This is a genomic window from Gilvimarinus polysaccharolyticus, from assembly GCF_001187555.1.
In the GTDB taxonomy this organism is placed as follows: domain Bacteria; phylum Pseudomonadota; class Gammaproteobacteria; order Pseudomonadales; family Cellvibrionaceae; genus Gilvimarinus; species Gilvimarinus polysaccharolyticus.
The window spans coordinates 1,756,858-1,769,677 of sequence record NZ_LFIJ01000001.1 but is presented as its reverse complement, the minus strand read 5'-3'; the positions used below and the strand labels follow the sequence as shown (position 1 = coordinate 1,769,677).

Below are 12,820 nucleotides of genomic sequence, written 5' to 3'. Positions count from 1 at the left end.
CGTATGGCACGAAACACGTCGTAGATAGCAAATCCACTGAATAGCGGCTCAAGGTCGGTATGGACGATGCCGAATAAGGAATGCGGTTTTCGTCGCGCAGTTAACTACGAAACGGTGCTCTAGCTCCCCTGCGGTCAGTAGGGCGTAGGTCTATTCTATTGGGCTAGAGAAACAGGGGCAGGGGAATCGTGTTGAAGGCAACCAGCCGACGGCTATCTCTATTTCAGTGTTCTAAATGAAGCTCTTTTATTTCAGGAAGTCCCCAAACCCCGCTTACGGCGTGGCAGGCACATCGTTGCTGTACCAGTACTCCGGTTTTAAGCCAATAATACGGTAGATGCCTTCGGGTAAATCTTGGCGGGCGTTGTCGAGGTTGCGGGTGAGGCGGGTGTGGCTGACAAAGCCGTGCATAAACTGTTGTATTAGGCGCGCCACTTGCTCTATATCTTGCGTGGGTGTGATAAAGCCGCCGCCTTCTAGGTTGCGCAGCATGGCGATGTGATACTTGATGCCACGGTCATTCATTTGTAGCAATGTGTTGTTAATATCAATCTCGCCACAGCTGGTTTGGTTACCGGCGCTAAAAAAAGCACAACCTGGGATGTTGTCGATGTCGTCACCGATCTTAGTGGCGAGTACTAGCTTTAGCCAGCCTTCGAGTTGCGCAAGAGGGCTGTTAAGCGGCGACATTAGCGCATCGAGGTCGTGACGAATTTTATCCCAGTAATGCTCCGACGCCTGACAGAACAGCTCGGCCTTAGACTCGAAATGATGGTAGAAGCTGCCCTTGGTGATTTCGGCTTGTTTGCAGATTTCATTAACGCCCACAGAGTTGTAGTTACTGCTCCAAATAAGTTTGAGAGCGGTTTCTAGCAGTCGTGTGCGTGTATCTGTAACCGTCATAGATAGACCTCTGGGTAGCGATTGGCGGCATTATGATACCAATGGGTATGTTAATCAATGTGGCCGCATTGTACTAAACGTCGCGAAATTCGAGCTTTGCGCCGCTAAAAAGTTCGTTTTGGTCTTATTTTTCAGTCGCTTAGTTGCTGCCGTCCATCTGCGAGAGACTTTGTCTGCTATATTTTAGTTGACGAGTAGACCAACCGGTATGTATAGTTTCTGTCGTTGCCACGCAGTGATCCAGCTTCCGAACACAAAAATCCCAATAAAGCTGCCAGTTTTAGGGCGTTTTCGCGTCAATCTAGCCAATTTGGCTGAAGTGCTGGATTACTTCACACAGAGCCCATACCGACCGGTATGTATAAGACGTTGTCGGTAACGGTTTGCTCCCTAATTCGTTCAGTTTTTTTGCCACTGGCAAAAGGAGATACCTATGTCTAGCTTATTGAATTTACCCAGCAGTCTGCGGGTTTCGCGGTTTGTGGCGAGCGCTTTGTTAACTGCTGTGGCCTTGTCTGCCGCTCCCTTTAGTGGGGCAGCGGGCGAGAGTGCGGCTCCTGCGGTTGATGTGCTCGTTGTCGAGCCCGAGAACGTGCGTACTTGGGTGAAGTTTTCCGGCCGTCTGGCGCCGGTCGAGAGTGCCAAGATTCGCCCTCTGGTGAGCGGCGTAATTCAGCAGGTGTTGTTTGCTGAGGGGCAGCAAGTAGAGCAGGGGCAGCCGTTGTTTTTAATCGACCCGCGTCCGCATCAGGCCTCGGTGGGCGAAGCCCAGGCTAGGCTGGCTGTGGCTAAATCGCGCGCCAAACTGGCTCAGGATGAGTTGAAACGCTCGGAGCAGTTGGTTAACGATAAGTTGATCTCGCAAAGTATTTACGATGCAGCCCTAAGCGCTAAGCATGTGGCCGCAGCCGATGTCCAGCAGGCTCAAGCAGCGCTTAGCCAGCAGCAGTTGAACTTGGAATATGCGCACATCACCGCTCCTATTGGCGGAAGGGTAAGTCGCGCCGAGCTAACGGTCGGTAATGTGGTGGATGCGGGGGTTAACGCACCGGTGCTGACCGAGATCGTTGCCACTCGCCAGTTGTTTGCTGAGTTTAGTGTTGATGAGGCGACTTACATAGAGTTTGTTCGCTCGGTGCAAGACCCGCAAAAAATGCCGGTAGAGCTAACACTGGCACGCGATAGGGGGGTGGTTTACCAGGGGCACATCAGCTCGTTTGATAACCGCCTTAATGCGACCAGCGGCACTATTCGCGCGCGGGCCTTGTTTGACAACAGCGATGGTGCCTTAACTGCCGGCATGTTTGCCAATGTGCGGTTGGGCTCTGCCTCCATTAGCGAAGCGCTGTTGGTACCGAGTCTTGCCGTTAGCACAAATCAGAGTAAAAAGTTTGTGCTGGTGGTAGACGACAGCAACACTGCTACTTACCGCGAAGTAACGCTGGGTGAGTATTACCAGGGCCGACGTGTTGTGGTGGCGGGGTTGAATGCCGGTGATCGCGTCATCGTCAACGGTTTGTCCCACGTGCGCCCCAATACCATCGTTGCTCCACGTGAAGTTGCCCCGAGTGAGGTCGCCACCGAAGTGGCAGTAGCTCACTAACTATTTGCCGGTTTATTTTTAAGTTTTAGTGCGGGCCGCCAAAAGTGGTAGCCAGCCACCTTGCCCCTTACTGTTTTTATTACCCATTTTTTAATGCTCATGGGCTTACTATGAATATCTCCAAATTTTTTGTGGATCGACCCATCTTTGCCGGTGTGATTTCACTGCTGATTTTTATCGCAGGGTTTCTCGCCATGTTCCAATTACCTATATCCGAATATCCCGAGGTGTCGCCACCGTCGGTGGTGGTAAGCGCCTCGTACCCGGGTGCAAACCCAAAAGTGATTGCCGAAACCTTGGCGACACCGCTGGAGGAGCAATTGGCTGGCACCGAGAACATGTTGTATATGTCCTCACAGGCGACCACCGATGGCCGGTTGAATCTTACTGTTACTTTTAAAATTGGCAGCGACGTCGATTTAGCGCAGCAAATGGTACAAAACCGCGTCTCGCAAGCGCTGTCGCGCTTACCCGAAGTTACCCGGCAGGCGGGCGTAACGGTGGTAAAAAGCTCTCCCGATTTGACGATGGTGGTGCACTTAATATCGCCAGATAAAAGCTACGATGAACTGTATTTACGCAACTATGCTGTGCTTAACGTAAAAGACGAGCTGGCTAAAGTGTCGGGTGTAGGGCAGGTGCGTTTGTTTGGCTCGGGTGATTACGCAATGCGGGTGTGGTTAAACCCCGAGAAAATTGCCGAGAAAAACCTCACCGCCAGCGATGTGGTTAACGCTATACGCGAGCAAAATGTGCAAGCCGCTGCCGGTATTATTGGCGGTGCGCCGATCACTAATCTAGTGGATATTCAGTTGCCGGTTAATGCCAAAGGCCGTTTGGATAACCCCGAAGAGTTTAATGACATTATTATCCGCGCCGGTAGCAACGGCGAAATTACACGGCTAAAAGATGTGGCGCGGGTCGAGCTGGGCGCATCGGAGTTTAGTTTGGGCTCTATGCTGGATAACCAGCCCGCTGTTGCGATTCCGATTTTTCAGTCGCCGGGCGCGAATGCGATACAAATCTCTGACGATGTACGCGCGACCATGGACGAGCTTAAAGAGCGTTTTCCTGAAGGTGTCGATTTTCGCGTAGTGTACGACCCTACCGTGTTTGTTAAAAGCTCGATCAATGCCGTTATTAAAACCTTGCTAGAGGCTCTGGCATTGGTGGTGATTGTTGTTATCGTATTCTTGCAAACCTGGCGCGCGTCGATCATTCCTTTGCTGGCGGTTCCGGTATCGATTGTGGGTACTTTCGCGCTTATGTCAGCGTTTGGGTTTTCCATTAATACCTTGTCGTTGTTTGGTTTAGTACTTTCCATCGGTATTGTGGTGGATGACGCAATCGTCGTGGTCGAGAATGTTGAGCGAAACATCGAAGAGGGTTTAAGCCCGCTGCAAGCAACCTACAAAGCAATGCAAGAGGTGAGCGGGCCTATCATTGCCATCTCGCTTACGCTTATTGCGGTGTTTGTGCCTATCGCATTTGTCAGCGGTTTGACGGGCCAGTTTTATAAGCAATTTGCCCTCACGATTGCTATCTCTACCGTGATTTCGGCCATTAACTCGCTGACGTTAAGCCCGGCATTAGCCGCCTTACTACTCAAGCCGCACCATGCGCCTAAAGATCGTCTAACCCGCGGTATTGACGCTGTGTTTGGCCGATTTTTTGGCTGGTTTAACCGTAGCTTTAAACGTGGCTCAGATGGTTACTCAAACCAAGTCGGTCGTTTGTTAGGGCGTAAAGGACTTACCGTATTGGTGTACGGGCTTCTACTGGCCGTTACCGTGGGCGAGTTTAATGTGATCCCCAAAGGCTTTGTGCCGGCGCAAGACAAACAATATTTGATTGCCTTTGCCCAGCTGCCCGATGGCGCTACGCTTGAGCGTACCAAGGCGGTTATCCGCGAGATGAGTGAAATTGGTTTAGCCGAAGCGGGTGTGGAAAACGCAGTACAGTTTCCGGGTTTAAGCATAAATGGCTTTATGAATAGCTCCAGCGCCGGGATTGTTTTTTTCCCGCTCGCGGCATTTGAGCAGCGTCACGGCGATGAACTCTCGGCCAGTGCCATTGCGCAGCGCTTGCAAATGAAATTTGCTGGCATTGAAGAGGCGTTTATTGCCATCTTCCCACCGCCGCCGGTACGGGGCTTGGGAACGACGGGTGGCTTTAAGCTGCAAATTGAAGATCGCGCAGGCCTAGGCTACGAGGCGCTTGCCGAAGTTGTTCAGCAAGTGCAGCAAAAAGCCTGGCAGCGACCTGAGCTTGCCAGCGTGTATTCCAACTACAAAATCAATGTGCCGCAACTGTACGCCGATTTAGATCGAACCAAGGCAAAACAGTTAGGGTTAAACATCAAAGACATCTTCGACACCATGCAAATTTACCTGGGTTCGTTGTATGTGAATGACTTTAACCAATTCGGTCGTACCTACCAGGTGATTGCACAGGCGGATGCCGAGTACCGTAATACGCCAGCCGATGCGATGGCGTTAAAAGTGCGCAACGTACAAGGCGATATGGTGCCATTGGGAACAGTGCTAAGCATGGAGGAGAGCTATGGCCCCGAAAGCGCAACGCACTACAACGGCTATTTATCGGCGGATTTAAACGGTAATGCCGCGCCGGGTTACTCCAGTGGACAGGCGCAGGATGCCATTACTGAAGTTCTGAACGAAACCTTGCCTAGTGGCATCGAGTTTGAATGGACCGACTTGACTTACCAAGAGGTTCTGGCCGGTAACACTGCCATTATTATTTTACCGCTGTGTTTACTGTTGGTGTTTTTAGTGTTGGCAGCTCAATACGAGAGCCTAGCCTTGCCAGTGGTGGTTGTGTTGATTGTGCCACTATCAATTTTGGCCGCGCTGTTTGGTGTGTGGTTGACCGGTGGCGACAACAACATCTTTACCCAGGTGAGCTTGTTTGTACTGGCAGGTTTGGCGAGTAAAAACGCCATCTTGATTGTAGAGTTCGCGCGCGAGCTGGAGCAGCGCGGCATGGCCACCTTTGATGCCGCGGTAACGGCTAGTCGGATGCGTTTACGCCCGATCTTAATGACCTCGTTCGCCTTTATTATGGGCGTACTGCCCATGGTGTTCTCGACCGGCGCGGGCTCTGAAATGCGCAGCGTCATGGGTATTGCGGTTTTCTCGGGGATGCTGGGCGTAACCTTCTTTGGCTTGTTCTTTACGCCGGTGTTTTATGTACTGTTGCGCAAGCTTGAAGGTCGTAGTTACTCAAAGGTCGATACTGAATCACAACCGGTTGACGGTGAAACAGCGCCCGACGCACTGCACCATCAGCCGCACAGGTAAGGAGTTTTTATGAAACACACACCATCTTACGTGAAGTTAGTGGGGCTAGCCTTGCTGCCCCTAGCGATAGCGGCTTGTAGTTCGTTTAAATCACCCGACACTGTGCGTGATAGCGCGCAATTGCCAGCGCCGGATGCGAGCTTTGCTCTGCCGGCACCGGCAACCGAGGCACAGCCTATTGCTGCATGGTGGTCGCAACTTAACGATGTGCAATTAAATCGGTTGGTGACCAGTGCGCTTACGCACAATCACAGTGTGCGTATCGCGGCGGCCTCGCTAGCCGAGTCTCGCGCTTATTTACGCGAGAGCAAGTTTGATCGCTACCCGACGGTCGAGGCCGGGCTTAGTACCACCCGTCAGCGCCAAAGCGCCGATGTGGTGGGCGAGGCGGGTTCGCGTATCAGCCAAACCTATGCCACCGGCTTAGACGTTAGCTGGGAGCTAGATTTGTTTGGCCGGGTGCGCAACGGCGTGCGCGAGTCACAAGCGCTGGCGGCCGCGAGCGAGGCCGATTTACACGCAGCTCAGGTCAGCGTTAGCGCCGAGGTGGCAAGCGCCTATGTTAACTTGCGCGGTTTTCAGTACCTGCTGGATGTAGCAGCGCAAAACGTGGCGATTCAGCGTCAAACCCTTAATTTGACAGAGCGCTATTTTGAGGTGGGCTTGGGGGACGAGCTAAACGTCGCTCAGGCTACATCGCAATTAGAGCTTACCCGCGCCCGCGTACCCAGTATCGAGGCCGAGATTAATACGGCGCTAAATCGTTTGGGGGTATTAACCGGACGCAAATTGCCCGAGCTAAAAAACCAATTGGCCGAGGTGCAACCACTGCCGAGTTTACCCGCAACCTTTGCTGTGGGCGACCCGAAAAGTATGCTGCAGCGTCGGCCCGACATTCACCGTGCCGAGCACGCATTGACCGCGTCGGTGGCGCAATACAATATCCGCGTGGCCGATTTGTACCCGAGCATTAGCATTACTGGAGGCCTCGGATATTTGTCCAGCGATTGGTCACGCCTAGGCGACAGTGTGACCTCGACGTTTTTATTTGCGCCGCAAATTCGCTGGGCCGCGTTTGACATGGGCCGGGTTAACGCACAGATTGACGCCGCCGATGCCCGCACCGAGGCGCGCTTGGCCGAGTTTGAACAAAGCGTACTGGTCGCGCTAGAAGAGACTGACAACAGTCTGCAAAACTACACCCGCGAAGAGCAGCGTCGCGCCGGCTTACAGCAAGCGGCAAAAGCTAGCACTAAGGCGGCCGATCTTGCGGGGCGCAAGTTTGAGCTAGGCAATGGCGATTTTTTAACGGTGCTGGATGCTCAGCGCTCGCAGTTAGATGTAAGCGCCCAGTTGGCGCAAAGTGATATTCAGGTGCTGTTAAACCTGATTGCGGTATACAAATCGCTAGGTGGCGGCTGGGTGGCCGCAGAACAGTTGGCCGGAATGTAACCGAGTGGGGCGTACGCGTCCCATGCTTTTCATCTTAGTTAGATTAGCGTTACGACTGACTAGTTTGTTTTAACCGCCCCAATGGCCCCGTCGTAATATTACTCGAACGCGGGGCCACCCCATCAGTTACAACTCTTTTGCGATCTTCGCTTTGCGTACCAGCTGAATAAACTCGGTGCGGTAGCCATAAAGATCGTCGCCTTTGCTGGCTTGCGCCATGGCGATGATGTCATCGTAACTAAAGTTTTTGAGGTACACGCTGCCTTTAAGGTGTTGCGCAAATCCAGCCACAGCGGTGGCAAAGGCTACATCATTTTGTAAGCGATCATCTACTTGGCTATCTGCGGTAGTTATGGCTCTTTGCAGCAGTTTTGATTCGCTCTCTTTGGGCAGCTTGTAGCGCAGTTTTAAAAAGCCGTATTCGCTGCTGTTGTTGGTTTCCTCTAAGGTGTTGCTGGTGTAGCGGCTAGCGTCGATAAGCGCCGCATCGGAGCCGGTTAGGGTTAGCTCGTAGAGTGCGGTTACGCTGTGGCCCGCGCCGATGTCTCCGGCATCTACTTTATCGTTGTTAAAATCTTCGCGGTTTAATAGCCGAGTTTCGTAGCCAATTAGACGGTATTCTGCCACTTTAGCGGGGTTGAGCTCTAGCTGGATTTTTACGTCTTTAGCAATGGGGAATAGGGCGGCATTGGCCTCTTGTACGAGTACCTTTTGCGCTTCGCTTAACGTGTCTATATAGGCTGCTACGCCGTTGCCGTTTTGCGCCAGCGTTTGCATTAGCTCGTCGTTATAGTTGCCTCGGCCAAAGCCCAGCACGCTAAGAAAAATACCTTGTTCACGTTTGCGCTCAATGTAGCCCTTGAGTTGTTCGGTATCGTTAATGCCCACATTAAAGTCGCCATCGGTGGCGAGTATGATGCGGTTAACGGCGTCTTGGTCGAAGTTGGCCTCGGCAAGTTGGTAAGCCTGCTTAATGCCTTCGGCGCCAGCGGTGGAGCCGCCGGCTTCTAGGTTGCGCATCGCCGTTAGTATTTTTTGTTTGTCTTTAACGGCGGTGGGTTCAAGTACGGTGCCAGCAGCGCCAGCATATACAACTATGGCGACAGTATCGTCTGGCTTTAAACTGCCCAGTAGCATATCCATAGATTGCTTAACCAATGGCAGCTTGTTGGGGCTGTTCATCGAGCCGGAAACATCTAACAGAAAAACCAAGTTTGTTTTGGGTTTTTGCTGAGCGCTCACATCGTAACCTTTGATGCCAATGTGCAGCAGCTTTTTACCCTCGGCCCAGGGCGAGTCAGTAATGGCAACGCTGGGTAAAAAGGGCTGCTCTTGGTTTTGTGGTACGGGGTAGTTGTAATCAAAATAGTTAAGCATTTCTTCTACTCGTACCGCATTTTTAGGCGGCAGTATGCCATTGTTTAACTGGCTGCGAACAAAGCTGTAAGAGGCGGTATCGACGTCGATTGAAAAGGTAGAGACAGGTTCGTCGGCGGTGCGCTTAACAGGGTTTTCTTGCTGTTCGGAAAACTTATCGCGATTTTGTGGTGCGGGTTGAACCGCTACGTCGGTCATTATTGGGCTGGCATTCATGTGCATGACGTCGCCGTGGGATGCAGGCAGGCTTAGCTTGGATGCTGTACGGTGGGCTGGGAGGCTTGCTTGCATTTCAGGCTTTGCGTAGCCTGTTATTACGACTTCTTCAACCATTATATCTTCAGCCATTGGCTGGTATACGGTAGTGCTTGGTGCGCTGGACATATTGATCTCAGAGATTTTGATTTGGTTGTCAATGCTTGGTGGCGACACTGATAGCAGCATAGGCAGGGCAATAAAAAATCCAAGAACGGTAACACTGGCGGCTGCGAAGCCAGCAAATAATGTGCGTTTAGTGAATGAGGTCATAATCATGCTCCTTAAGGTTGCGTCTTTAATAAGACGCAAGCGCTGCCAAAATCCTTGGCCGCTGGAGCGATTATTTTGTTTTTTGTTTTGTGTCGCTTCGTGCTCTTGTTGAAACTCTGCTAATGCAGCGCGCATGGCGGCCTGCTTGGCAGCGGGGTCAGCGGGCGGAATATTTTGTTGTTGCAGTAATTTATCGATGTCAGTCATGATGTGTGCGCTCCATCGGTTGATGCGAGCTGCTTTCGCATGTGGTGTAAACGCCAGGAAATAGTGGATTCTTTGACGCCGAGTATCTCGGCTGCCTCGCGGTGATTAAAACCCTCGGCCAGAACTAACAGTGCGGTTTCTCGCAATCCCTCGCCCATAACGTCTAGTTGTTTGAGTACCTGTTGCAAATAAATAGCGGATTCATCTTGGGCTGTTGCGGCAACAGGTTGATCGCAGCTAGTGTCAGTTTGATGGTGACGCCCTTCGTGACGCTGCCAATCGTGAGCGGTATTAATGACCAATCGGTATAGCCAAGTACTAAACTTTGACCGATGTTGGAACTGTTTAATGGCGCCAGCCAGTTTGATACAACATTGCTGGGTAATATCTTCGGCCGCTTCGCGTTTGGCGCACCAACGAAAGGCAAAACGGTAGATAAGCTCGTAATGTGCCTCGAGCAGCTCGCTAAAGGCATCCGCCTCACCGGCTTGAGCGCGCTGGATAAGTTGGCTGAGGTTGTCTGGATCCATAGATTTACCGTAGCGCTATTAAGAGGTAAGACGTTGCAGGCAGCAAAATCCTTGGTGCTCGCTTAATTTTTATTATTGATAGGCCGTCTGCTCATCGGCATAGCGTGCTGTAGCGCTGATTGAGGACGGTAGGCTCTGTTTCAGGCCGTACGGCTAATGATTTGTACAAGGGCGTCCGCCGAGCATTGTCCAGTGGGCGCCTTTATTGATAAGCCTAGCGTGCCAGTGCGGTGCCTACCAATACGCCCCACATAGCCAATAAACAAATCATACTGGCCATGAACAGGCGCATGCGCCACCTAATTTTGCCTCGCAGGTGCAGCGCAGCTTGGCCAATACGGCACGCCACATACAACCATGCCAGCACGAGCATTAAGGTGCCAGTTAGCTGAGTGGCCATAGCGGTTAGGCATGCGGCGTAGAACAGAATGGGCATTTCCAGCAGGTTGTTGTAGCAGCGCTGGGTGTAGATCATGATTGCCGGTAATTGATCGCTTGGGGTGGAGTAGGTTTTAAAGTACTCAATGGACACTTGGTTGTTTTTTACGGCCGCGACCCGTGCCATAAACATGCGTAGAGCGGCATAAAATGTCAGCAGCACTAAGGCCGCCATGGGGTAGATCATACAAACTCCTATTGGGTTAAAACACAAGCCGAAGCTGGCGTGAGTCGTTAGGCTCTGTTAATCGGCGCTAAGAGCACTATAATACTCTCTTTTTAGTGACTGCAACCGTTTGGTTGCGCAGCGGCAGGCGGCCGCTAAATGTTTATACAATAGGATGCAAGTCTATGATTATCAAGCCAAAAGTTCGTGGTTTTATTTGTATTAACGCCCACCCGCAAGGCTGTGCGGCCCACGTGCAAGAGCAAATTGACTACACTCGCGCCCAGGGCGAAGTGGCGGGTGGCCCCAAAAACGTACTGGTAATTGGCTGCTCGACTGGCTACGGCTTGGCGTCGCGCATTACCGCCGCCTACGGCAGTGGTGCTAAAACCTTGGGTTTGTGCTTTGAAAAGCCGCCTACAGAGCGCAAAACCGCATCGGCCGGTTACTATAATACGGCCGCATTTCACGCCGCTGCCGAGCAAGACGGCTTGTATGCCCGCACCATTAATGGCGATGCCTTTAGTAATGAAATTAAGGCCCAAGCCATTGCCGCTATTAAAGAAGATTTAGGCAAAGTGGACTTAGTGGTTTATTCACTGGCCTCGCCTCGGCGTACCGACCCTAACACCGGTGAGACCTATAACTCGGTATTAAAGCCGATTGGTGAGGGCTACACCGCTAAGAACTTGAACACCGATACCATGAAAATCTCAGATATTACGGTTGAGCCTGCCTCAGACGAAGAGATTAATAACACCGTTAAGGTGATGGGCGGCGAAGATTGGGAAATGTGGTTAGATGCACTGGCCGAGGCTGATGTATTAGCCGAGGGCGCTAAAACAGTCGCTTACACTTATTTAGGCGATAAGTTGACTTGGCCCATCTACGGTCACGCGACTATCGGTAAGGCAAAAGAAGATTTAGACCGTGCCGCTAGTGCTATTGCCGAGCGTTTAACCGATAAAAAGGTTAGCGCTAATGTTTCGGTATTAAAAGCATTGGTCACTCAGGCCAGCTCGGCGATTCCGGTAATGCCTTTATATATGTCGATTCTTTTTAAAGTGATGAAAGCGAAGGGCACCCACGAAGGTTGCATCGAACAAATACAACGTTTGTTTGGCGAGTGTTTGTACAGTGCCAACCCCCGTTTGGACAGTGACAACCGCTTTAGGGTTGATGAGTTAGAGTTAGACCCTGCCACGCAGGCCGAGGTAGAAGCTATTTGGCCGCAAGTGACAGAAGAAAATTTAATGCAAATTAGCGACTATAAAACCTATCACGAGAACTTTTTAAAGTTATTTGGCTTTGGTTTTGACGGCGTAGACTACGAGGCCGAAACCTCTCCTTTGGTGTCTCATAACTTTTAAGTGATTTTGTAATGTGGCTGATCTCGGTGGTGCGTGGCACTTTATCGTTGTTGTTATTTGTTATAGCAACGTTGTTGCTTGGTTTGCCGCTGATAGCTTTAGCGCTTTTTAAACTGGCGTTGCAGCGCAGCCCACACCGGCCAGCGTTAACCCGCTGGCTGGATAAAATTGCCAGTGCATGGATCTCTATTAATAACACCCACCAGCGCTGGTTATTACCTACAAGTATTGCTTACGATGGCCCGCAACACTTTACCCGTCGGCAATGGTTTATGTTGGTGGTTAATCATCAAAGCTGGGTTGATATCCTAGTGCTAATGCGAGTGTTTAATCGTCAGTTGCCGTACTTTAAGTTTTTTTTAAAGGCGTCGTTAATTTGGATTCCGGTATTGGGCTTGGCTTTTTGGGCGCTAGACTTTCCCTTTATGCGGCGTCATTCTAAGGCGCAAATTGCCCGCGACCCAAGTTTAGCCGGTAAAGATTTGGCGACGACGCAAAAGCAGTGCGAACGTTACAGCGAAAAACCGGTAACCATTATTAGTTACCTAGAAGGGACACGCTTCACCCCTGCGAAACATCGTGCGCAAGCATCTCCTTACCGTCATTTATTATTGCCTAAAGCCGGTGGTTTAGCCTTTACGCTAACTGCTATGAATGGCCGTATTGCATCGCTATTGGATGTTACGATTCACTACCCCGAGGGGCGGCCGAGCTTTATGCAGTATATTGGCGGACGCGTAGGGCACGTTACTGTTCACGCACGGGAGCTGAACATTGCCGAGGATTTGTTGGGCAACTACACCGAAGATCCTGAGTTCCGGGCGCACTTTCAGCGCTGGATTAATAAAATCTGGCAAGAAAAAGATGAACGTTTAGAGGCTTTGGCGCATTGTGGTCCTAGCGTTATTAAACATGAGAAATAATGT

The 12,820-nt window shown here is 51.2% G+C and carries 9 protein-coding genes; 5 read left to right on the top strand and 4 right to left on the bottom strand.

Going from position 1 to position 12,820, the window contains the following annotated elements:
- Positions 1-273 precede the first annotated feature (273 nt).
- Positions 274-903, bottom strand: coding sequence for a TetR/AcrR family transcriptional regulator (locus tag GILYN3_RS07745; RefSeq protein WP_049722308.1), 630 nt, complete (start codon positions 901-903; stop codon positions 274-276).
- A 433-nt stretch (positions 904-1,336) separates the two neighbouring features.
- Here GILYN3_RS07745 and GILYN3_RS07740 point away from each other — a divergent pair, with 433 nt between their 5' ends.
- From GILYN3_RS07740 to GILYN3_RS07730, 3 genes are all read left to right on the top strand, one after another.
- Positions 1,337-2,506, top strand: a complete 1,170-nt coding sequence (locus GILYN3_RS07740; RefSeq protein ID WP_049722307.1) for an efflux RND transporter periplasmic adaptor subunit — start codon at positions 1,337-1,339, stop codon at positions 2,504-2,506.
- A 110-nt stretch (positions 2,507-2,616) separates the two neighbouring features.
- Positions 2,617-5,826 (top strand): efflux RND transporter permease subunit, encoded by a 3,210-nt coding sequence (locus tag GILYN3_RS07735; RefSeq protein WP_049722610.1) that lies wholly within the window; start codon positions 2,617-2,619, stop codon positions 5,824-5,826.
- A gap of 9 nt (positions 5,827-5,835) precedes the next feature.
- Positions 5,836-7,278: an efflux transporter outer membrane subunit gene (locus tag GILYN3_RS07730; RefSeq protein WP_049722306.1), complete on the top strand. Its 1,443-nt coding sequence runs from the start codon at positions 5,836-5,838 to the stop codon at positions 7,276-7,278.
- Between the two features lie 126 nt (positions 7,279-7,404).
- Here GILYN3_RS07730 and GILYN3_RS07725 read toward each other — a convergent pair whose 3' ends face one another.
- From GILYN3_RS07725 to GILYN3_RS07715, 3 genes are all read right to left on the bottom strand, one after another.
- Positions 7,405-9,390, bottom strand: coding sequence for a vWA domain-containing protein (locus GILYN3_RS07725; RefSeq protein WP_049722305.1), 1,986 nt, complete (start codon positions 9,388-9,390; stop codon positions 7,405-7,407).
- A complete protein-coding gene (locus GILYN3_RS07720; RefSeq protein WP_049722304.1) occupies positions 9,387-9,920 on the bottom strand; it encodes an RNA polymerase sigma factor in 534 nt (177 codons plus the stop codon). Before GILYN3_RS07720 ends, GILYN3_RS07725 begins: the two co-directional genes overlap by 4 nt.
- 214 nt (positions 9,921-10,134) lie before the next feature.
- Complete coding sequence (locus GILYN3_RS07715) at positions 10,135-10,545, bottom strand: MAPEG family protein (protein WP_049722303.1); 411 nt, start codon at positions 10,543-10,545, stop codon at positions 10,135-10,137.
- 164 nt (positions 10,546-10,709) lie between these two features.
- On the opposite strand from GILYN3_RS07715, the gene fabV reads away from it, so the two are divergent.
- Positions 10,710-11,894 (top strand): enoyl-ACP reductase FabV, encoded by a 1,185-nt coding sequence (gene fabV, locus GILYN3_RS07710; protein WP_049722302.1) that lies wholly within the window; start codon positions 10,710-10,712, stop codon positions 11,892-11,894.
- Between the two features lie 11 nt (positions 11,895-11,905).
- Positions 11,906-12,817, top strand: a complete 912-nt coding sequence (locus tag GILYN3_RS07705; protein ID WP_049722301.1) for an acyltransferase — start codon at positions 11,906-11,908, stop codon at positions 12,815-12,817.
- Positions 12,818-12,820: the final 3 nt, after the last annotated feature.